Origin of the sequence: Streptomyces sp. NPDC002328, from assembly GCF_042890065.1 — a bacterium.
GTDB lineage: Bacteria > Actinomycetota > Actinomycetes > Streptomycetales > Streptomycetaceae > Streptomyces.
The window spans coordinates 1-20780 of record NZ_JBIARQ010000034.1; the positions used below are offsets into that span (position 1 = coordinate 1).

A 20780-nucleotide genomic window follows, 5' to 3' on the forward strand; every position below is an offset into this window, starting at 1 on the left:
ACCCAGTACCTGGAAGAAGCCGACCAGCTCGCCGACCGCATCGCCGTCCTCCACGACGGCAGGATCGCCGCCGAAGGCACCGCCGAGGAACTCAAACGGATCGTCCCCGGCGGCCACGTCCGCCTCCGCTTCACCGACCCCACCGCCTACCGCTCCGCCGCCACCACGCTGCGCGAGGCCACCCGGGACGACGAGGCCCTCACCCTCCAGATCCCCAGCGGCGGCACCCAGCGCGAACTGCGCTCCATCCTCGACTGGTTGGACTCCGCCGGCATCGACGCCGACGAGCTGACCGTGCACACCCCCGACCTCGACGACGTCTTCTTCGCCCTCACCGCCCCGACCGCCGTCCCCCACCAGACCGAGGAGAACGCCCGATGAGCACCCCCGCGGCACCCGCCCGCCCCACCCGCCTCTCCCTCGCCGTCCGCGACTCCGCCACCATGCTGCGCCGCAACCTCCTGCACGCGCGCCGCTACCCCTCCCTCACCCTGAACCTCCTTCTCACCCCGATCATGCTGCTGCTCCTCTTCGTCTACATCTTCGGCGACACCATGAGCGCGGGCATCGGCGGCGGGGACCCCGACCGCGCCGCGTACATCGCCTACCTCGTCCCGGGCATCCTGTTCCTGACCATCGGCGGCACCACGATCGGCAGCGCGGTGTCCGTCGCCATGGACATGAACGAGGGCATCATCGCCCGCTTCCGCACCATGGCGATCCACCGCGGCTCGGTGCTCGTCGGTCATGTCGTCGGCAGTGTGTTGCAGTGCGTGATGAGCGTGGTTCTCGTCGGGGCCGTCGGCGTGGCCATCGGGTTCCGCTCCACGGACGCCACCGCCCTCGAATGGCTCCTGGCGCTGGGGCTGTTGACGCTCGTCTCCCTGGCGCTCACCTGGATCGCGGTCGGCATGGGCCTGTCCAGCCCGAACGCCGAGGCCGCCAGCAACAACGCGCTGCCGCTGATGATCCTGCCGCTCCTGTCCAGCGCGTTCGTGCCGGTCGACGCGATGCCGGGCTGGTTCCGACCGTTCGCCGAGTACCAGCCCTTCACCCCGGCCATCGAGACCCTGCGCGGACTGCTCCTCGGCACCGAGATCGGCCACAACGGGTGGCTGGCCGTCGTCTGGTGCGTGGCGCTGGCCGCGCTCGGCTACTACTGGTCCAGGTCGCTCTTCGAGCGCGACCCGAAGTAGCGGCGCGCCAAAAGCAGTTGAGCAGCACGGTGGTGCCTCACTACCGTGCTGCCGAACTCAGTCGTCTGATCAAGGGACATGCCGTTGTACACCGTGTGAGACCTCCCGAGAGCTGATCTGTCGCGCGTCGCGCATCTGCGCCGTCGCGCCGCCTTTTGCTGCGGATTTCTCACTGGAACCGGTGTACTTCTGTGCTCACTGACTGGGTGGTCATGCCCACCTGCCTGCCGCTCGTCCGCCGCCGCTGCCACACCTGCGCGTCCGGACGTTTCCGGGCGAGCGGCAAATTCCGCGTCAACGCCAACCACAAGCTCATCGACGTCTGGCTCCTCGTGCTCTGCGCCGTCTGCGGGGAGACCGCGAAGCTCACGGTCCTGGAGCGGGTGAACGTGCGCTCCGTACGACCCGAACTGCTGGACCGGCTGCATGACAACGACCTAGGCCTGACAGCCGAGTTGCTCCAGGATCCGGTCGTGCAGCGCCGCAATCGCGTCGCCCTCGACTGGGACGACGCCTGGCGTCTCGACACCGGCGGGCCGGCTCGACCGGACCGCGAGGTGATGGAGGTCTCGGTCCGTTTCGCGGCGCGGATCCCCGTCCGGCCGGTGCGACTGATCGCCGAAGGCTGCGGCCTCGCGCGGGCCGAGGTCGAGCGACTGATCACGGAGGGGAAGCTCGTCTCGGCGGTCCGGCTGAGCGGCAGGCTCTCGGGCGACTTCACGTTCACGCTCAAGCGCTGAGCCCTCCTGGGGCCGGGGGCTGTCCGGCAAGATCCCGCCGGACAGCCCCCGGTCCACCGCCGGACAGCCCCCGGTCCACCGCCGGACAGCCCCCGGTCCACCGCCGGACGGCTCCCCGTCTCACCGCCGGCCGGCCGGGGGCCCGGCCTCGCAGCCGAATTCGAGTGCGCAGCCGAATTCGAGTGCGCTGCCGTCGGCGGACGTAGCAGACTTCCCGGTATGGCCGACATGCGCATGCTCCAGCACGAGATCACACGCTGGGCAGCCGGTGGCCCCGGCGAACCGGCGAGGGAGCTGGCGGAGCTCCTGGGGGTGCGCACGGCGATCCTGCTGGAAGGACTGAGCGACCTCGCCGCCGTCGAGGCGCTGACCGCGATGCGGGGCCACGACCTGGCGGCCGAGGGCGTGTGCGCGGTGTCGATGGGCGGAGCGATGAACGTCGGCCGCTATGCCGGGCTCCTCGGGCCGACCGGCCTGGGCCTGCGCCTGATCGGCCTGTGCGACGAACGCGAGAAGCCCTACTACGAGCGGGCCCTCGCCCCGAGCCGGACACCGCGCTCGGACGTGTTCGTCTGCACCGCGGACCTGGAGGACGAACTCCTCCGCGTGCTCGGCCCGGAGCGGACCGAGCGGATCATCGAAGCCGAGGACGAACTCCGCGCCTGGCACACCTTCACACGGCAACCGGCCCAGCTCGGCCGCTCCCGACATCAGCAACTGCGGCGCTTCCTGGGCACGAAGAAGGGCCGGAAGATCCGCTACGGCCGCCTCCTGACCGAAGCCCTCGCTCCCGACGAGGTGCCCACCCCGCTGAACGACCTCCTGACCGGCCTGTTCCGGGCCTTCGACTGAGTACGAGAACTCATGTGCTCCGGGGGACCGGCTGACAGCATCCGCGGTATGACGAGTGAAAGACGGGCGCTGACGGCCCTTCATCTCCTGCTGGTCTGGCTGGCGATGGCGGCCGCGGTGCCGGTGCTCGGGTTCGGGCTGGTGATGTCGGCCTGGGGCGACGGGGCCGGTGCGACGACGCCGGTCTTCCTGCTGGGGGTGCCGCTGCTGGTGGGGCTGCTGGCCGTGGTCGGCTCGGCGGCGGGGTCCGTGACGCCGATGTGCGGCCCTCTGCCGCAGCGGATCGGCTGGGCGTCGTCGGTGTTCGTCCTCGGCACGCTCGGCGTCCTGGCAGGCCTGCACGCCTACGGTGAAGACGTCGACCTCGGCGGCGCGGGCCTACGGATCGCGCTGACGGGAGTGCCCTACGCCGTCGCCGCGGCGTTCTTCGTGCCGAGCCGGTGGGTGCGGCTGGGCGCGGTGGCCGTGCTGGCGGTCGCGGTGGCGTACGGGGGGTTCGTCGGCCCGGCGCAGACGGAGCAGCGTCGGCACGAGGCGGAGGTCGCGCGGTACCGGGAGCATCCGGAGCTGCTGTACCTGGGCGCCGCGCCGACCGGCATGCGGGTGTCCCATGTCGAGGTCGCCGCCGCCTACGTCAACGCCGAGTACCGCCCCCTCCGACAGGACGAGTCCGGGTATGTGTCCCTGACGGTCCGCTTCCCGGCCACGCCTGCGCCACGGTGCCCCGTGCTCGTGGAGGAGAACACGACCTGCGCGGTGGACGCGCGCGGTGAGCTGCGCATGGTCCGCGACAACCCCGGAGGCGACCCTGCCGTCACCCTCGTCCGTCGCCACGGGAAGGCGGAGGCGGAGGTCGCCGGCCAGACCCTCGGCGAACCCGGGCTGCGTCAACTCCTGTACAGCCTGCGCCCGTTGTCGGACGCCGAACTGGAGACGCTGATGCGCGAGGAGAAGATCGCCTACGCGTCCTGACGTCAACGGCCGTCACTGGAGCGGGCGGTGACTCACCGCCCGTGGACGCGATGCCTCACAGCCGCCGCACGCGCAGCACACCGGTCAGCATCGGGAGTGTGAACTCACCGCGGGCGGTTTCCACTTGGCCCGAGAGGAACGCGCGGATCCGGCCCAGCGCGGCTTCCCGCTCCTGGTCCTGCATCACCAGCATCCCCGCGCGGGTCGCGAGAGTCGCGGCGAGCGAGTCGGCGGTGCGGCGCTGCCCGTGCGGGAACTCGGCCTGCTCCGGCGAGCCGAACCGGGCGGCCGCGCCGGTCTTCTGAAGGTGCGCGTCCGCGGTCTCGGCGCGCCATCCGGATGATGTGTCACGCGGGCCGACGGCCGACGCCGACCAGGTGAGGCAGTTCGTCACCGGGTTGTACCGGACCTCGATCATCAGGCCGCAGCTCGGACGGATCTTCGTCGAGGAGTTCTCCAAGGACAGCGAGCGGCTGGACTATGTCTTCGACCACTACATCGCTCCGGCCCTCCAGACCGTGGTGCCCAGCATCGAGCGGCTCGTCGCCGCCGGGCGCATGGCGGCCGTCCCGATGGACATCCTCTTCTTCGCCATCATCGGCCCGATCGGCGGCATGGTGGAGGTGCCGCTCGCCCGACGCCTGGGCAGGCCCGAGGGCTCCTCACCGGAACAACTCACGGCCACGGCAGAGTCGTTGGCCGGGTTGGTGGTCGACGGGCTGCTGGCGACGGGCCCGTTGCGCGACTGATCTCGCCGCGCACGGACCCCGGAGCCCGTCCCGGACCCGTCAGCCGGGAATCAGGGCTTGACCAGCGGCGCCTGTAGTTCGGTCACCCACTCGTCACGGTTGTCCGGGCACTCCAGGTTGATCTCCCGCGGGTAGCCGGCGGCCCGGTGGCCGTTGCCGTCGATCCAGCGGGCCAGGGCCTGGGCGGTGGGGAGCACGGAGTCCATGGAGCCGCGGTGCACGATCGTCGCCGCCCGGTCGACGGGCGGCAGGTCCAGCACCTGGAAGGCGCCGCTCTGAAGCGGGGCCCTGACCTGCACGGCGGCGTGGACGATGATCCTGCCGTCGCCCTCGGGGGCGTCTTCGTAGTAGGCGACCCCGGGGCCCGCGGGCGTGACGCCCGCCGCGGCCAGGCGCTGGAACAGCTCGGCGTAGAGCGGTCCGATCACCGGGCCGATGTCCTCGGGGTCGAAGCCGGCGGCGGTCGCGGCCAGCTCCGCCACTCGGATCGCCGGGACGCTCTTGATGACGACGTCGTTCGCGGGCATGTGCCCCTCGCTCTCGATCGACCGGAGCCTCGCCTCGACCTGGACGAGCCGTGCGGCCCCCGCCGCCATGTCCGCCTCCAACTCGGCCCGCCGCAACCGCAGCATGGCGCGCAGCTCCTCGGTGCTGATCTTCTCGTCCAGGATCCGCCCCACCTGCTGGAGGGTGAGACCGAGATCCTTGAGCGCGATGATGCGATTGAGGCGGGTGAGCTGGGCGGCCGTGTAGTGGCGGTAGCCGCTGGCGGGGTCGACATGGGCCGGTCGCAGCAGGCCGGTGGCGTCGTAGTGACGCAACATCCGAACCGAGACACGGCCGTGCCGGGCGAAGTCTCCGATAGTGAACATGATGCCTCCGAGTCCAACGCCTGACACGGTGTGAGGGTCAAGAGTCCCCCCGGCGAGACCGGGCTGGGCTACATGTTCCTGCCGGAGGCGTGGGGACGCGGCTACGCCGCCGAGTGGCGCGCGGGAGGCGCGGTAGTCGGCCGGCAGGTCGGTGGGGGTGTGCATCTGGCCATGTCTGGGCGTTTCGTGAACTCGCGTGTCGTGGGTGCCTCATCGTGTACATGCCCACCTCGACACTCAAGGAGATCACCATGAGAACGAAGCTGAGGGCACTGCTGGGCGGTTCCGCGGCCATGGCCACCGTCGTCGGCACCATGCTGGCCGGGGCCGGTACCGCCCACGCCGCCACTCTGTACGGCTGTCCGTCCGGCGCTGTCTGCGTGTACGCGCAGGACCAGCCGGCCAGCAGCAGCACCCTGACCCACGCCTACTACGCCTACGGGGCGCACAATCTGGCCAATCAGTACGGTTGGCACTGGGTGATCAACAACCAGACCGGCGGGGCCACCGCGACCATGTGCTACGGCTACAACGGCGCCAACTGCACCGGCACCACCATCGCGGCGGGGGGATGGTCGGCACAGAACCTCACCCCCATCAACTCGATCAGGCTCAACCGGCCGTAGTCCGGCCGTAGTCCGGCCATGAGGCCGGCCGGACCGCGCACCGCGAGCCCGTCTGTTCCACGGGGTACCCACGTGGTTCCGTACGGTCCCATGTGGTCCCGCGTGGAACAGACAGGCCGGTGTCGAACGGAGCCTCGCCGTCAGCGACTTCAGCCGTGGTAGGTGATGTACCCGTTGCCGTCGGAGTCGTTCGCGCGCTTGGTGTACGAGTGGACGTCCGCGTTGGCGCCGCCCGGCTTGAGCAGGTAGATCGTGTCCTTGTCGTTGTTCCAGATGAAGTTGCAGTTCTGGCGGTAGGCCACGTTGCCGGCGTCGGAGTCGGTGCCGCGCCCGCCGCGCAGGGTCACGTAGTCGCCGGGCTCAAGGGTGTGGTTGGCGGTGAACGTGTACCTGTTGCCGGTGGCGTCCTTGACGACGTAACCCCTGAGGTTGACGCTCGCGGTCCGCGAGTAGTTCTTGATCGTCAGGTACTCGTTCTTGGTGTTCCCGCCGGAGCACCGGTTGGAGTCGGCGCCGGGGGCGTCGTACTGAACGCCCTTCACCTTCACGGCGGACGAGTACTCGGCGGCCTGCGCCGGAACGGCGGTGACGACGGTGGCGGCGGCGACCGTGCCCGCCGTGGCGACAGCTGCCAGCGCATGACGTATGCGCATGAGGAATTCCCCCCTCAGTGGTGCGGATTGCAGAGCCTGGAGCATACCGAAAGTGATCAGTAGGTGGAGGGGATGTGTGTGAATCGTGAAGGGCGGCGCTGCCGACCCGCGGGTGCGCCGCCCCGACCCCGCTGCGTCATAGTGGACCCGCACCTGATCACCTGGTCACCTGGTCACGTCGTCACCTGGTCACGCAACCACGCAACCACCTGATGCGAGGAACACGCATGCAAGCACGGGCCGTCGCCGCCACCGCGCTCCTGGGCACCGCCCTCACCCTGCCCCTCCTCCTTCCCGCTCAGGAAGCCCAGGCGGCCACGCGCGGTGTGCCCTCGGCCGCCCGCACCATGCCCGCGGTCATCGCCCACCGCGGAGCCTCCGTCAAGGCACCCGAGAACACGCTGGCCGCCATCGACAAGGCCGCCGCCCTCGGCGCCAACTGGGTGGAGAACGACGTCCAGCGCACCAAGGACGGCCAACTCGTGGTGATCCACGACGGCACTCTCAGCCGTACGACCGACGTCGAGCAGGTCTTCCCCCGCCGCGCTCCCTGGAACGTGAAGGACTTCACCGCCGCGGAGATAGCCCGCCTCGACGCGGGCAGTTGGTTCGGCAGCGCCTACAAGGGCGCGCGCGTGCCGACGCTCAAGCAGTACCTGAACCGGGTCGACCACAACCGTCAGAAGCTGCTCCTGGAGATCAAGAACCCGCAGCTGTATCCGGGGATCGAGCAGCAGACCCTCACCGTCCTGGGCAACGAGGGCTGGCTCGACGCACAGCATCTGGCCGGCCGGCTGATCATGCAGAACTTCAACGCCGACAGCCTGCGGATCGTCCACGACCTGAAGCCGGCCGTCCGGACGGGCCTGCTCGGCACCCCGCCGGTCGAAGACCTGCCGACGTACGCGCAGTTCACCGATCTGATCAACCCCTCGTACGGCTCGGTCTCCCACGCCTACGTCGCGGCCGTGCGCAGCCTCACCGGTCCGCACGGCAAGCCTCTCGAGGTCTACGTCTGGACCGTCGACGACGCGGCCACCATCCGGACCATGCGCGGGTACGGCGTCAACGGCATCATCACCAACAAGCCCGACGTGGCACGGCGGGCGCTGAACTGGTACTGAGCCCAGGCCGTCGTCAGCGGTCAGCGGCGGGACGGACGCCCCGAGGTCACGGCGTCCGGCGGCGGACCCGCCTCAGTTCCCGGTCGACGGCCCAGACGTCGGCGACCGGGCCGAGGTGGCCGAGCTTGTCGGGGTTGATGACCGAGCGGACGGTCCGGATCCGCCCGTCGAGCACGTCGAGGGCGAGGACGTGGAGGACCTTGCCGTCGCGGTCGCGGAAGACCGCCCCCGGCTGGCCGTTGACCTCGTGCGGTGCGAACGTGACGTCGATCCGCGCCAGCAGCGGGCAGAGCGCGGCGAGCAGCCTGGCCACGTTCTCGGCGCCGGCGACGACCTTCGCCAACTGCGGGGCCTTGCCGCCGCCGTCCCCGACGAGCCGGACGTCGTCGGACAGCAGACTCCGCAGCCCGTCCATGTCTCCGCGCTCCAGCGCCTCGAAGAATCGGCTCGCCAGCTCCTGCCGCTCCTGGCGGTCCGCCGCGAACCGGGGCCGGCCCGCGTGCATGTGACGGCGTGCCCGTACGAGCAACTGCCGGCACGCCGTCTCCGAGCGTCCCACCGCGGCGGCGACCTCGTCGAAGCCGAAGGCGAAGACCTCCCGCAGCACGAACACCGACCGCTCCAGCGGACTGAGCCGCTCCAGGAGCAGCAGCGCCGCCATCGACACCGAGTCGGCCAGCTCCGCCGCACGGGCCGGGTCCTCGTACGGATCGTCCAGCAGCGGTTCGGGCAGCCACGCGCCGACGTACTCCTCCCGCCGCACCCGCGCGGAACGCAGCACGTCGATGGCGATCCGGGTCACCGTGGCCGACAGGAACGCCTTGGCCGACACGGGCCGGGTGGGCGAGGCGTCGTAGCGGATCCAGGTCTCCTGCACCGCGTCCTCCGCCTCCCCCACGCTGCCCAGGATCCGGTAGGCGATCGAGAACAGCAGCGGCCGCAGGTCCTCGAACTCCTCGACCTTGCCCATGTCGGCTCCCCCGTTCAGTGGGCCTGGCCGGCCTGGTAGTCGCCGGCCGGCCGCTGGGCGATGATGTTCAGCCGGTTCGCCGTGTTCATGAACGAGACCAGTATGACGAGTGCCGTGAGCTGTTCCTCGTCGTAGTGCTCGGCGGCCCGCGCCCACACCTCGTCGCTGACTCCGGTGGCCGCGTCCGCGACCCGGGTCCCCTGTTCGGCCAGCGCGAGGGCGGCGCGTTCGGCCTCGGTGAAGACCGTCGCCTCCCGCCAGGTCGCGACCAGGTGCAGCCGCACCGGGGTCTCGCCGGCCGCGGCGGCCTCCTTGGTGTGCATGTCGACGCAGACCGCGCAGCCGTTGATCTGACTCACCCGCAGCGCCACCAGTTCCTGCGTCGCGGCTGCCAGCGGCGATGCCTTCAACTCCCGGCCCGCCGACCAGAAGTGCTTGAGGATCTTGCCGGCGGTGGGGCTGGCGAAGTAGTCCAGTCGCGCGTCCATCGTGTGCTCCTTCACGCTCGTCGATGCCTCCACCCCCGAGACGAGACGGCGCCCCCGCCTGTGACACGACACGATGTGACCTGCGTCTCCCCGCTGTCCCCGGTGCGGGCCCACCGGTCACCAGCCGGTGACGCGCTTCCAGACGTCCTCGATCTCCGGTGCGGTGTCCGTGGTTCGAGCGCTGTCGACGACGTGGTAGCCGTGGTGCTGGGCGGCGGTGGCGCAGGCGTGGTTGGGCAGGACGCGCAGGCGGGTGCCGACGGGCAGGTCGGGAAGGCGCGCGCCGTCGCGGGCGGTGAGGGTGCCGTGCTCCTGGCTGGCCGCCGTCATGACCAGACCGGGGAGGAGGCGGCCGTCCAGGTCGGCGACCAGGCCGTAGCCCTGGTCCTGCGCCTGGACGGCGGTGCCGCGGTCGCGGGACATGGCCATCCAGCCGCCGTCGGTGACGATCCATCCGTACTCCGGGCGGTGTCCGATCACGGTGACGACGACCGACAGGGCGATGTCCTCGACACGGCAGACGCCGATGCCGGCCATCACCAGATCGAAGAAGACGTAGTTGCCGGCGCGCAGTTCGGTGACGCCGGTGAGGTCCTCGGCCGCGTGGGCCGTGGGGGTGGAGCCGACGCTGACGGTGGCCACGGGCAGGCCGGCCGCGCGCAGCCGCTCCGCCGCGGCGACGGCGGTGTCGCGCTCGTTCTCCGCCGCCAGGCGCCGTTCCTCGGCGGTGTAGGCGAAGTACGACTCGCCCGCGTGGGTCAGCACTCCGTCCAGACAGTCCGCGGCGTGCAGGATGCGGCCGATCCGGACGAGCGCGGGTGCGTCGGGTTTGAGGCCGCCGCGGTGGCCGTCGCAGTCGATCTCGATCTGGGCGGGCACGGGAAGGCCCGCCTCGCGGGCGGCCTGGGCGACGGCCTCCGCCTGCTCGACGCTGTCCAGCAGCACGCGCAGGGTGACGCCGCGCCGCAGGAGGGCGATCACGCGCGGGAGCTTGTGCGGGTCGACGCCGACGGCGTACGTGATGTCGGTGTAGCCGCCGTCGGCGAACGCCTCGGCCTCGGCGAGGGTGGAGACGGTGACGGGGCAGGGGACGCCGTGGTGCAGGAGGGCGGCGACGTCGAGGCTTTTGGCCGTCTTCACATGCGGGCGCAGGGCGACGTCGAGCCGCTCGGCCCTGGCCGCCAGCCGTTCGATGTTGCGCCGCGTCCGGTGGGCGTCGACGACGGCGAACGGGGTGTCCGGATCGGCCAGGGTCCGGCCGGTGCCGACACCGGTGCCGGTGCCGAGGCGGGGGGCGGTGTTCACGGGGGCATCTCCGTCTTCGTCAGGAGGGTCGGACCCGGATACAGGTCCTGCACGCGCCGCTCGATTGGACCCTGTGTCCATATCTGGACTATGAGTCTATGAATCCCTCCTGGCGATTGTCCAGCCGGCCTCCCGCGCCCGACGGCTGCGGAGCAGCGGGGCGGGGCGGCGACAACAGGGGGATCTTCTGGGCGAGCTTGTCGCCCTCGACGTCCAGGTCGGGCAGCAGGCGGTCCAGCCGGGCGGGGATCCACCAGGCCTTCTCCCGGGCGAGCGCCATGGTCGCCGGGATGAGGGTCATGCGGATGACGAACGCGTCGATGAGAATGCCGACCGCCAGGGCGAACCCGGCCTGCTTGATCATGGGCTCCTCGTTGAAGACGAACCCGGCGAAGACGGACACCATGATGGTGGCCGCCGCGAGGACGACGGAGCCGGCGCGGGCGAAGCCGGTGACGGCGGCGTCGAGGGCGCGGGCCCCGTGGATGTGCGCTTCGCGCATGGAGGTCACCAGGAACATCTGGTAGTCCATGGCGAGTCCGTACAGGACGCCGGTGATGATGATGGGCAGCAGGCTCACCACCGGTGCGGTGGCGTCGAGTCCGATGAGGCTCTGGAACCAGCCCCACTGGAAGACGGCCGTCGTGACGCCGAAGGTGGCGGCGATGGTCAGGAGGAAGCCGAGGGTGGCCGTCACGGGGACCATGATCGAACGGAAGACCAGCAGCAGGACGATCAGCGACAGCCCGAGGACGGTGGCCACGTAGAGGGGCAGGACGTCGGTGAGCCGGTCGGAGACGTCGATCGCGAGGGCCGTGAAGCCGGAGACGCCGATGACCGCGCCGTCGGCCTCCCGGATCTGCGCGCTCCTGTCCCGCACGGCGGTGACGAGTTCCTTGGTCGCGTCGTCGTTCGGGCCGCTCTCGGGGACGAGGCTCAGGACGGCGGTGGTGCCGGTCCTGCTCATCCCGGCGAGCGAGACCGAGGCCGCCCCCTCGATGCCCCGCAGGTCGGAGGTGACCGCGGCGAGGGTCGCGGGGGTGACGGGCCGTCCGTTCGCGGTGGAGCTGACGGCGACCAGGAGGGGCCCGTTGTGGCCGGGGCCGTACGCGTCGCTGACCAGGTCGTAGCTCCGGCGTTGCGCGGTGTCGGTGTTGTAGCCGGCGCCGGAGGGCAGGCCCAGTTTCATGTCGGCGGCGGGCACGGCCAGCACGGCGGGGATCAGGACCGCGCCGACGAGGGCGGCGTACCGGTGCCGGACCAGGCGCTCTCCCCAGCGGACGGCCCGGCCGCGGTCGGTGGCGGCTTCGCGCTGCCGCGCCCTGTGCCAGGTCCGGCCGGGGCAGATGCGTTCCTTGACCAGGCCCAGCAGCGCGGGCAGCAGGGTCAGGGCGAGCAGGACGGCGACCGCGATGGTGGCGGCGGCCACGATCGCCATGGTGCTGAGCAGGGTGATCCGGATGACCAGGAGCCCCGCCAGGGCGATGACGACCGTGCTGCCGGCGAAGAACACGGCGCTGCCGGCTGTGCCGACCGAACGGGCGGCGGCCTCGTGCGCGGTCAGCCCGTCGTCCAGGATCAGCCGGCGTTGCCGGTTGACGATGAACAGCGCGTAGTCGATGCCGACGGCCAGCCCCAGCATCAGCGCCAGCACGGCGGCGAGCGAGTGGATCTCGAACACGGTGGAGAGGGTGAACGCGCCGCCCACTCCCACGGCGACGCCCACCAGGGCGATGACGAGGGGCAGACCGGCCGCGACGACCGAGCCCAGGGTCACCAGCAGGACGACAGCCGCGACGGCGACGCCGACGACCTCGCCGACGCCGACGATCTCGGGGATCTCCATCATCGCCGCCGACGGCAGGACCTCCAGGCCGCCGGACGCGGCCGGCTTCTCGGCGGCCTCGACGGTGCTGTCGACCGTCCCTGACGGGAGTTCGAAGGTCTGCTCGTCGAACTGGAACTGCATCAGCGCCGTCGAACCGTCCGCGGAGACGATCACTCCCGGCACCGGTCGGCCGCCCGCCCGCAACGGGACGGGCGCTTCGCCGGACGTCGGCTGTCCGGCGGCCCGCGCCACCGCCGCCTGGGCCCGCAGCAGTGGGCTGTCCCCGCCCTTGGCGGCTTCCGCGGCCAGGACCTTGCGGGCGTCGACGACGTGGTCGTGGCGGTAGACGGCGTCCACGGCGGCCAGCAGGGCGGACCGGACCCTCTCGTCGTCGATCCGGGCGCCCTCCGGGGCCTTGAAGAGCAGCATGCCCTGGCCGCCGGACGCCTCCGGCAGGGAGGTGGCCAGATCGTCGATGACCTTCTGGGCGGGGGTGCCGTCGATGCGCACCTCGTTGCCGAGTCGGACCGGCTGGGTCACGAGCAGGGCCCCGACCGCCGCCACGACGGCCAGCCAGCCTCCGATGACGTACCACGGTTTGCCGTAGGCGAACCTACCCAGCCGGTACAGCAGAACGGACACAGCACTCTCCCCTGGCAGGTGCGGAAGGTGCGGCCCGACGGTTCAGGCCGCCGCACGAAGTGAGAGAGTACTATCAAAGTGATAGTGAACTATCAATGCGATAGAATGCTATCGCCAGACGGGGAGGCCGGAGCGGCCTTCACCAGGGACCAGGGAAGAGCGCGGGAGAGAGTCACGGATGGCGACCACGAACCACCGCACCGCCCGGCGCAGGGTCGACGCCCGCTCCAGCGTGGAGCGCATCACCGCCGCCGGCCGGACGGTGCTGGGCAGGGGCGAAGCCTCGCTGGAGCAGATCGCGGCGGAGGCCGGCGTGGGCATCGCCACGCTCTACCGCCACTTCCCCAACCGGGAGGCCGTCGTCCGGGCCGTCCTGGAGGACATCCTCGACACCGATCTGCTCCCGCTCGTCGAGCGCGCCGCCGACGCCCCCGACACCCGCGGGGCGCTCCAGGACATCGCCACCCGCCTGCTCGACCTGATCACCGAGGAACGGGGCCTGGTCACCTTCGCCGGCAACTTCGCGGACGTCGCGCTGGACGTCCTCCTGCGCTTCAGCGCCTCGCTCCAGCCGCTCCTGGAGCGCGCCCAACAGGCCGGCGAGATCCGGTCCGACCTCACCGCCGAGGACATCCCGCACTTTCTCGTCATGGCCGTCGCCGGCCTCGCCCTCCCCGGCGCGGCGCCGTCGCTGCGCGCCCGTTTCGTCGCCCTGCTCTTCGACTCGCTGAACCCGGCCGCCGCGACGCCGCTGCCCCCGCTGCGCGTCGACGAGATCGGCGAGGACGGCCTGCGCACCACCCTCGGCAACGTCACACGCGGCTGACGGTCCCGCGGGCCCGTGCGTCATGCAGGCCCGTGCGTCATACGAGCCTGATGACGACCTTGCCCGCTTTCGCCCGCCCCGCCTCGACGTACTCCAGCGCTTCGCGGGTCGACTCGAACGGGAATACGGTGTCCACGACGGGCCGGATCCGGCCCGCCTCGATGAGCGGCGTGAGCTCGCGCAACTGCTCCCCACTGGCCCTCATGAACAGGAACGAGTACGTCGCCCCCCGACGCCGGGCCAGCCGACGGGTGCGGAAGCTCAGGGCGGACATCGCCAGCCGGACGGCCGGGTTCGCGCCGAGTTCCCTGGCGAGGGCGGCGTCGGGAGGGCCCGCGACACTGATGACCGTTCCGCCGGGCTTGAGCACGTCGAAGGACTTCTTCAGCGTCTCGCCGCCGAGCGCGTCGAGGACGACGTCGTAGTCGCGCAGCACCGTCTCGAACGCCTGCTTCTTGTAGTCGACGACGACGTCCGCGCCCAGTGACTTCACGAGGTCGACGTTGCCCGTGCTCGTGGTGGTCGCCACGTGCGCGCCCAAGTGCTTCGCCAACTGGACGGCGATCGTGCCCAGTCCGCCGGATCCCGCGTGGACGAGCACCTTCTGACCCGGCTGCACGCGCGCCCGCTCGACGAGCACCTGCCACGACGTCAGGGCGACCAGAGGGAGCGACGCGGCCTCCTCCATCGTCAGGGCTGAAGGCTTGATCGCCACATCGTCCTGGTGTACCGCGATGAGTTCGGCGAACGTGCCGATACGGTCCTTGCCGGGCCGCGCGAAGACCTCGTCCCCCACGGCGAACCGTGTGACGGCCGGCCCCGTCCCGACCACCACTCCGGCGAGGTCGTTGCCCAGGACGAACGGGACCTTGTACGGCAGGATCGCCTTCATCTCCCCGTCCCGGATCATGCGGTCGAGCGGATTGACGCTCGCCGCGTGGATCCGGACCAGCACATCGTCCGCGCCCACCTCCGGATCCGGCGCCTCGCCGACGCGCGGGCCGGCCTTGTCGCCGTAGCGCTCCACCCTGAAGGCCCTCATGGTCGTCTCCCGTGTCTGGTCCGCGAGCGGACGTAGGCTGTTTATATTACGACCATAATTCTAAACATCCGCTTCGAGGGTCGCAAGTACGCCCAGCAGCGCCAGGGCGTTGCGGACGCCCTGTTCGAGGAGGTCGTCGGCAAGCCGCCGGTCGGACAGGGCCCGGGCGAGCTGGAGCGTGCCGGCCATCATGGCGTAGGCGCCGAGCGTCCTGGTGCGGACCGAGCGCGGGTCGTCGGGCGCCAGCCGGGCGGCGATGCCGTCGACGACGGTCAACACCCAGAAGGTCCTCGGCATCATGGCCAAGCCCGACGCCGACCTGGAGGACATGCTGTTCCTGTTCTGCCCGGAGACGGAGACGGCCCGCGCCTCCGGGCGTGAGCACTTCGACCATGTCTCGACCCGCCTCTCCGCGGGCGGCCCCGCGGTCTCCGAGGTCGCGGCGCAGGGCGTGCTCACCGCGGCGGCGAAACTCCTGGCGGCTCCCTTCGACGCGGTGCGCGCGGAGCTGGAGGCCATCGAGCACCCCGTCCTCTACGCGAACGGCCTGGAGGACGTGATGATCCCCGCCCACAACTCCTATGTGGCGGTCCAACACCTCTCCGACGCCACCCTCGTGCTCTACGCCGGTGCCGGCCACGCCTTCCTCTTCCAGTACGCCAAGGCCTTCACCAGGCAGGTGGCCGACTTCCTGGCCGCCTGACCGAGCCGCCTGACCGTGCCGCCTCACGTCCATGTGAGGCGGCACTCGCGTGTTCGCCGCGGGAGTGGAGGGTCTTGCGCGGAGGCTCTTGCGACCTTATTAGATTACGGTCATAATTTAATCGTCGAGCGCTGCTCGGCACCCTTCCCTCGGCTCCCTCGGTGGAGGAGGAGCGGCGCGCTCGCGGAAGACCTCGCACCCAAGGACACGGACATGACGGACTCACAGGAAGTACGAGGCGGCGCGGTGACGTCGTACCGGACGGCCCCGACCCGCACCATCGATGCCGGGGGAGTGGCCTTCGCCTACCGCGAACTCGGCCCCCGGTCCGACGTCCCGGTGGTCTTCCTCACCCACCTCGCCGCGGTTCTCGACAACTGGGACCCTCGGGTCGTCGACGGCATCGCCGCCGAGCGGCGGGTCATCACCTTCGACAACAGAGGCGTCGGCGCCTCCAGCGGTTCGACGCCTCGGACCATCGAGGCGATGGCGAAGGACGCCGTCACGTTCATACGGGCGCTCGGGTTCGAGCGCGTCGACATCCACGGCTTCTCGATGGGCGGCATGATCGCCCAGGTGATCGCGCGGACCGACCCGGACCTCGTGCGCAAGCTGATCCTCACGGGCACCGGCCCCGCGGGCGGCGAGGGCATCAAGAACGTGACCCGGCTGTCCCATCTCGACACCGTGCGGGGGCTGTTGACGCTTCAGGACCCCAAGCAGTTCCTGTTCTTCACCCGCACTGCGGGCGGACGCCGGGCGGGCAAGGAGTTCCTGGCCCGGCTGAAGGAGCGCACCCACGGCCGCGACAAGGCGATCTCCCTCACCTCGTACGGCGCCCAGCTCGCGGCCATTCACCGCTGGGGGCTCGCACGGCCCCAGGATCTGCCCGTCATCCACCAGCCGGTGCTCGTGGTCAACGGCGAGAGCGACCGGATGGTGCCGACGAAGAACTCCGTGGACCTGGCGCGGCGGTTGCCGAACGGCGAGTTGGTGATCTACCCCGACGCCGGCCACGGTGGCATCTTCCAGTTCCACCAGGAGTTCGTGGAGACGGCGCTGGAGTTCCTCGAGCGGTAGGTCCCGGCTGTGATCGGCCGCTACGGCCGGCGCGTTTACGGCCGGCGCATGAAGGCGAGGGCGTTCTCGATTCCCCGTTCGAGGATCTCGTCGGAGAGCTTCGGTTCGGAGAGCGCACGGGCCAGTTGCAAGGTCCCCACGAGCATGGTGAAGAGTCCGACGGCCGTGCCGCGGGCGGACTGCGGATCCTCCGGCGCGAGCCGCGCGGCGATCTCGTCCAGGATGTCCCGCGCGCCGTCGGTGTAGGCCTGCTTGGCCCCGCCCTCGCAGCGGCCGATCTCGTCCAGGAGGGCGGCGGACGGGCAGCCGAGACCCGGGTGGTCCCGGTGCTCGGGCGACAGATACTCGCGCACGAGGTCCTCCAGCCCCGCGCGGCCGGGCCGCAGGGTGCCGTACCTCTCGACCTGCGTGCGCAGTTCGTCGCTCACCACGTGGGCCACGAGGTCGTCCTTGGACGCGAAGTGGGCGTAGAAGGCCCCGTTGGTGAGCCCCGCGTCCGCCATCAGCGTGGAGATGCCCGAGCCGTCTATGCCGTCCTGCTTGAACCGGTGACCGGCCTTCTCGATGATCCGCTGCCGCGTCACCTGCTTGTGCTCCTTGGCATAGCGCACCACGGTGTCCTCCGTTCGTCCCGTTCGTTCCGTGAGGCCGTCGCCCCGCACTCAAGCGTAAGTCATGGTCTGACGCACGTAATATCACGACCGTGGGGCCGGAACGGGACGGGTCGGGTGGCCACCGATCATGTATGGGTCAAGGCGTCGGCGCCCGGCCCCGGGTCTCCTCCCGGGCGTCGGGCGCCGAGTGCGCGTCAGGTGCTCGTCGGGCGTTCGTCAGGTGGTCGTCGGGTGCTGGTCAGGCGGCGTAGGTGGGGTAGTCGGTGTAGCCGGCCGCGCCGCCGCCGTAGAAGGTGTCGGGGTCGGGGGTGTTCAGGGGCGCGTTGGAGCGCACGCGCGCGACGAGGTCGGGGTTGGCGAGGGCCATGGTGCCGACGGTGACGACGTCGGCCAGGCCGTCTTCGATGTCCTTGGCGCGGGTGGCGATGTCGGCGCCGGCCCGGTTCAGGAGCAGGGTGGTCGGCCACAACTTGCGGAGGGTGAAGAGGAGTTCCTCGTCGCCGCCGTGGCCGATGTGCAGGTAGGCGAGGTCGAGGGGTGCGAGGGCGCGCAGGAGGTGCGGGTAGAGCTCGTGGTGGTCGCTCTCCACGAGGTCGTTGAGCTGGAAGGGGTTGCCGGGGGAGATCCGGATGCCGGTGCGGCCTGCGCCGATCTCGTCGGCGACGGCGGTGGCGACCTCCACCGCGAAGCGGATGCGGTTGTCGAGGGAGCCGCCGTAGCGGTCGGTGCGCTGGTTGGCGCTGGGGAAGAGGAACTGGTTGACCAGGTAGCCGTTGGCCCCGTGGATCTCGACGCCGTCGGCGCCCGCCGCGATGGCCGCCGCGGCGGCGCGCCGGAAGTCCTCGACCGTCGCGGCGACCTCCTCGGTGGACAGCTCGCGCGGCACCGGCATCTCCTGGAGGCCCGACGGGGTGAAGGTCAGGCCCGCCGGCTTGATCGCGGAGGGAGCCACCGGCTGCCGGTGATGGGGGGTGTTGTCCGGGTGGGCGATGCGCCCGGCGTGCATCAGCTGGATGACGATCCGCCCCCCGGCCCCGTGCACGGCGTCGGTGACCTTGCGCCAGCCGGCGATGTGCTCGTCGGTGTGGATGCCCGGGGTCACCGGGTATCCCTGGCCGTCGGCGGAGGGCTGGGTGCCCTCGGTGATGATGAGCGCGTGCGAGGCGCGCTGGGCGTAGTACTCGGCGTTCAGCTCGGTCGGCACGCCGTCCGCGGTGGCGCGACTGCGGGTCAGAGGGGCCATGGCCAGCCGGTGCGGCAGGGAGATGTCTCCGGCGGTGACCGGGTTCCACAGGGCGTTGAGCATCGGTGATTCCTCGGGTGGTGGGCGCGGGGCAATAGAATTACGAACATAATGTAATAGCCTCGCGGGCGACGGCAAGGAAGGGAGAGGCGGTGGCCGCAGGTCCGGCCCAGCAACTCGCCCAACTGGAGGCGGAGTTCGGCGGGTGCATCGCCTCGCTCCAGTCCCCGACCATGCCTGGGCGATGGAACCCGAGGGAACGCTCGCCCGGCACTGGGTCATGACCCTGTGCCGCACCGCCGGCTTCGGGGCGGCCGGCTCTCAGGGGAGGTGCGGGTACAGCGCGGAGACGCCTCCGGACAGTGCGGCCTGGGCCTGGCGTGCCGCGTCGTCCGCGAGGATCTCGTAGACGCCCGAGGCGATGCCGTCCACGGCGATCCGGGCGATGTCGGCCGGGTCCGACTTGGCGGCGTCGACGGCGCGGGCCATGTCGGTGTCCATGTAGCCGACGTGGAGTCCCGAGACTCGGATGCCCTGGCCGGCGAGCTGCTGGCGCAGGGCGTTGGTGAGGGACCACTCCGCCGACTTGGCGGCGCAGTACGCGCCGAGCTGCGGAAAGCTGACCCAGGACAGGCCGGACAGCACGTTCAGGATCGTCCCGCCGCCGTGGGCAGCGATCTGGGGCGCGAAGCTCCGGACCACCGACAGGGTGCCGAAGTAGTGGGTGTCCATCTCCAGCCGGACGTCGTCCAGGTCGGCGGCGAGCAGGTCCGCGCCGGTGGAGGACCCCGCGTTGTTGACGAGGACGGTGACGTCGCCCGTGACCTCGGCCGCCGCCGCGACGGATGCGGGGTCGGTGATGTCGAGCGCGATCGGCTTCACGCCGGGCAGGTCCACCTGGTCGGGGTTGCGGGCGCCCGCGTAGACGGTGGCACCACGGCCGAGCAGTTCGGCGGCGAGGGTCCGACCGAAGCCCCGGTTGGCTCCGGTCACGAGGGCGGTGCTGGTGGAGAGGTCCATGGAAGGTTCCTGGTGAAGTGGGGAGAGGGCGGGCTCGGGCAGGCGATCGGGTGCGATCGGGTGCCCGGAGTGAGGCCGCCTCATGCAATTACGATCGTAATGCTAAAGCCTGTGCGTCGAGGGCCGCAACCCTGAGCGAGGAGGGGCCTGCCGTGCTCGCGGCAGGCCCCTCGCTCGGGGGTGCCGGGCCCCCGCGTGCCCGCTCACCGGTGGCGGAGTCAGAGCTTCAGGATCATCTTTCCGACGTTCTCGCCCCGCATCATCGCGAGGAAGGCGTTCGGGGTCTCGTCGAGGCCGTCCCGCACGGTCTCGCGGTAGCGGAGCTTGCCCTCGGCGAGCCAGCCGCCGACCTCCCGCACGAACTCCGGCTGGAGGTCCAGCTCTTCGCTGAACATGAACGACAGGATGTCCGAACGCGTGACGGACAGGTTCCACAGTTGCGCGGCCCGACGACCTTCTCGTCGTTGTACTGGGAGACCATCCCGCACAGGACGATCCGCGCGTGCAGCCTGAGCGCGCCGATCGCCGCCTCCAGGTGCTCGTCTCCGACGTTGTCGAAGAAGACGTCGATGCCGTCCGGCGCCGCCTGGGCCAACTGCTCGGCCACCGGCCCGTCCTTGTAGTGGAACGCCGCGTCGTAGCCGTACTCCTCGACCAGCACCTTGACCTTCTCGGCCGAGCCCGTGCTGCCGATCACGCGTCCGGCGCCCTTCAGCTTGGCGATCTGGCCGACCTGGCTGCCGACCGCGCCCGCCGCACCGGAGACGGAGACGGTGTCGCCCTCCTTGATCTTCGCGAAGCGCTCGAGCCCGATGTAGGCGGTGAGCCCGGTGACGCCGAGCACGCCCAAGTAGGCGGTGAGCGGGGCGAGATGCGGGTCCACCTTCTGGGCACCGGCCGCGTCGAGGACCGCGTGGTCGCGCCAGCCGAGGACGTGCACCACGTGGTCGCCGGGCGCGAACCCCTCGGCGTTGGACGCCAGTACGCGGCCGACGGCGGGGCCGTCCAGCGGCGCGCCCACCTCGTACGGCTCGATGTAGGACTTCTTGTCGCTCATCCGGCCGCGCATGTACGGGTCGACCGAGAGGTACTCGTTGGCGACCAGGAGCTGCCCCGGGCCGAGCGCGGGGAGGTCCACCTCGCGCAGCGATAAGTCGGAGGCTGCCGGCCGGCCTTCGGGGCGGGAGTCCAGGTGCCAGGCGCGGGCGGTGGTGGGGAGGGGCTGCTCGGACATG

The 20780-nt window shown here is 70.9% G+C and carries 22 protein-coding genes and 2 pseudogenes; 11 read left to right on the forward strand and 13 right to left on the reverse strand.

The features are described from left to right. From ACFYX4_RS39450 to ACFYX4_RS39470, 5 genes and pseudogenes are all read left to right on the forward strand, one after another. Window positions 1-381, forward strand: a pseudogene (locus ACFYX4_RS39450) (ABC transporter); the annotation flags it as partial. Further along, window positions 378-1196 (forward strand): ABC transporter permease, encoded by an 819-nt coding sequence (locus tag ACFYX4_RS39455; RefSeq protein ID WP_389344526.1) that lies wholly within the window; start codon window positions 378-380, stop codon window positions 1194-1196. The pseudogene ACFYX4_RS39450 and the gene ACFYX4_RS39455, both read left to right, overlap by 4 nt. A 212-nt stretch (window positions 1197-1408) precedes the next feature. Next, window positions 1409-1936 carry a DUF1062 domain-containing protein gene (locus ACFYX4_RS39460; protein WP_389344616.1) on the forward strand — a complete coding sequence of 176 codons (528 nt, stop codon included), beginning with the start codon at window positions 1409-1411 and terminating at the stop codon, window positions 1934-1936. Between the two features lie 219 nt (window positions 1937-2155). Then, window positions 2156-2788 (forward strand): TOPRIM nucleotidyl transferase/hydrolase domain-containing protein, encoded by a 633-nt coding sequence (locus tag ACFYX4_RS39465; RefSeq protein ID WP_389344528.1) that lies wholly within the window; start codon window positions 2156-2158, stop codon window positions 2786-2788. 48 nt (window positions 2789-2836) lie between these two features. Next, complete coding sequence (locus ACFYX4_RS39470; protein WP_389344530.1) at window positions 2837-3760, forward strand: hypothetical protein; 924 nt, start codon at window positions 2837-2839, stop codon at window positions 3758-3760. Window positions 3761-3815: 55 nt separating this feature from the next. On the opposite strand, the gene ACFYX4_RS39475 is transcribed toward ACFYX4_RS39470, so the two are convergent. Beyond that, on the reverse strand, window positions 3816-4154 hold the full coding sequence (locus ACFYX4_RS39475; RefSeq protein ID WP_389344532.1) for a hypothetical protein: 339 nt from the start codon (window positions 4152-4154) through the stop codon (window positions 3816-3818). Here ACFYX4_RS39475 and ACFYX4_RS39480 point away from each other — a divergent pair. After that, window positions 4138-4509, forward strand: a complete 372-nt coding sequence (locus ACFYX4_RS39480; RefSeq protein WP_389344534.1) for a hypothetical protein — start codon at window positions 4138-4140, stop codon at window positions 4507-4509. The genes ACFYX4_RS39475 and ACFYX4_RS39480 overlap by 17 nt on opposite strands. Before the next feature lie 50 nt (window positions 4510-4559). On the opposite strand, the gene ACFYX4_RS39485 is transcribed toward ACFYX4_RS39480, so the two are convergent. Beyond that, on the reverse strand, window positions 4560-5381 hold the full coding sequence (locus ACFYX4_RS39485) for a MerR family transcriptional regulator (RefSeq protein WP_389344536.1): 822 nt from the start codon (window positions 5379-5381) through the stop codon (window positions 4560-4562). Between the two features lie 251 nt (window positions 5382-5632). Here ACFYX4_RS39485 and ACFYX4_RS39490 point away from each other — a divergent pair, with 251 nt between their 5' ends. Then, window positions 5633-6007 (forward strand): hypothetical protein, encoded by a 375-nt coding sequence (locus ACFYX4_RS39490; RefSeq protein ID WP_389344538.1) that lies wholly within the window; start codon window positions 5633-5635, stop codon window positions 6005-6007. A 149-nt stretch (window positions 6008-6156) separates the two neighbouring features. Here the strand turns inward: ACFYX4_RS39490 and ACFYX4_RS39495 are convergent, their stop codons facing one another. After that, window positions 6157-6660 carry a lamin tail domain-containing protein gene (locus ACFYX4_RS39495; RefSeq protein WP_389344540.1) on the reverse strand — a complete coding sequence of 168 codons (504 nt, stop codon included), beginning with the start codon at window positions 6658-6660 and terminating at the stop codon, window positions 6157-6159. 227 nt (window positions 6661-6887) lie between these two features. On the opposite strand from ACFYX4_RS39495, the gene ACFYX4_RS39500 reads away from it, so the two are divergent. Then, a complete protein-coding gene (locus ACFYX4_RS39500) occupies window positions 6888-7784 on the forward strand; it encodes a glycerophosphodiester phosphodiesterase (protein ID WP_389344542.1) in 897 nt (298 codons plus the stop codon). Between the two features lie 46 nt (window positions 7785-7830). On the opposite strand, the gene ACFYX4_RS39505 is transcribed toward ACFYX4_RS39500, so the two are convergent. The 4 genes from ACFYX4_RS39505 to ACFYX4_RS39520 form a co-directional block, all read right to left on the reverse strand. Continuing rightward, complete coding sequence (locus ACFYX4_RS39505) at window positions 7831-8754, reverse strand: RNA polymerase sigma-70 factor (protein ID WP_389344544.1); 924 nt, start codon at window positions 8752-8754, stop codon at window positions 7831-7833. Between the two features lie 14 nt (window positions 8755-8768). Beyond that, entirely contained in the window at window positions 8769-9242 is a 474-nt protein-coding gene (locus tag ACFYX4_RS39510) for a carboxymuconolactone decarboxylase family protein (RefSeq protein ID WP_389344546.1), read from the reverse strand. A 117-nt stretch (window positions 9243-9359) separates the two neighbouring features. After that, window positions 9360-10547, reverse strand: a complete 1188-nt coding sequence (locus ACFYX4_RS39515) for a DSD1 family PLP-dependent enzyme (protein ID WP_389344548.1) — start codon at window positions 10545-10547, stop codon at window positions 9360-9362. An 88-nt stretch (window positions 10548-10635) separates the two neighbouring features. Then, the gene (locus ACFYX4_RS39520; protein WP_389344550.1) at window positions 10636-13017 is read right to left on the reverse strand and encodes an MMPL family transporter; all 2382 of its coding nucleotides are present in this window, start codon (window positions 13015-13017) and stop codon (window positions 10636-10638) included. A gap of 178 nt (window positions 13018-13195) precedes the next feature. Here ACFYX4_RS39520 and ACFYX4_RS39525 point away from each other — a divergent pair, with 178 nt between their 5' ends. Then, window positions 13196-13843, forward strand: coding sequence for a TetR/AcrR family transcriptional regulator (locus ACFYX4_RS39525; protein ID WP_389344552.1), 648 nt, complete (start codon window positions 13196-13198; stop codon window positions 13841-13843). A gap of 37 nt (window positions 13844-13880) precedes the next feature. Here the strand turns inward: ACFYX4_RS39525 and ACFYX4_RS39530 are convergent, their stop codons facing one another. Further along, window positions 13881-14885: an NADP-dependent oxidoreductase gene (locus ACFYX4_RS39530; protein ID WP_389344554.1), complete on the reverse strand. Its 1005-nt coding sequence runs from the start codon at window positions 14883-14885 to the stop codon at window positions 13881-13883. A gap of 60 nt (window positions 14886-14945) precedes the next feature. Beyond that, window positions 14946-15161 (reverse strand): hypothetical protein, encoded by a 216-nt coding sequence (locus ACFYX4_RS39535; protein WP_389344556.1) that lies wholly within the window; start codon window positions 15159-15161, stop codon window positions 14946-14948. Between ACFYX4_RS39535 and ACFYX4_RS39540 the strand changes: the two genes are divergently transcribed. Together ACFYX4_RS39540 and ACFYX4_RS39545 are read left to right on the forward strand one after the other, a co-directional pair. Continuing rightward, a complete protein-coding gene (locus ACFYX4_RS39540; protein ID WP_389344558.1) occupies window positions 15142-15588 on the forward strand; it encodes an alpha/beta fold hydrolase in 447 nt (148 codons plus the stop codon). The two genes, ACFYX4_RS39535 and ACFYX4_RS39540, sit on opposite strands and share 20 nt — an antisense overlap. A gap of 213 nt (window positions 15589-15801) precedes the next feature. After that, window positions 15802-16668, forward strand: coding sequence for an alpha/beta fold hydrolase (locus ACFYX4_RS39545; protein WP_389344560.1), 867 nt, complete (start codon window positions 15802-15804; stop codon window positions 16666-16668). Window positions 16669-16703: 35 nt separating this feature from the next. Here ACFYX4_RS39545 and ACFYX4_RS39550 read toward each other — a convergent pair whose 3' ends face one another. The 4 genes and pseudogenes from ACFYX4_RS39550 to ACFYX4_RS39565 all read right to left on the reverse strand — a co-directional run bounded on the left by ACFYX4_RS39550 (window position 16704) and on the right by ACFYX4_RS39565 (window position 20779). Continuing rightward, window positions 16704-17282 carry a TetR/AcrR family transcriptional regulator gene (locus tag ACFYX4_RS39550; RefSeq protein ID WP_389344562.1) on the reverse strand — a complete coding sequence of 193 codons (579 nt, stop codon included), beginning with the start codon at window positions 17280-17282 and terminating at the stop codon, window positions 16704-16706. A 238-nt stretch (window positions 17283-17520) separates the two neighbouring features. After that, on the reverse strand, window positions 17521-18588 hold the full coding sequence (locus tag ACFYX4_RS39555; RefSeq protein ID WP_389344564.1) for an alkene reductase: 1068 nt from the start codon (window positions 18586-18588) through the stop codon (window positions 17521-17523). A gap of 258 nt (window positions 18589-18846) precedes the next feature. Next, window positions 18847-19545: an SDR family oxidoreductase gene (locus ACFYX4_RS39560; RefSeq protein ID WP_389344566.1), complete on the reverse strand. Its 699-nt coding sequence runs from the start codon at window positions 19543-19545 to the stop codon at window positions 18847-18849. Window positions 19546-19763: 218 nt separating this feature from the next. Beyond that, a pseudogene (locus tag ACFYX4_RS39565) lies at window positions 19764-20779 on the reverse strand (NADP-dependent oxidoreductase). Between the last annotated feature and the right edge of the window lies 1 nt (window position 20780).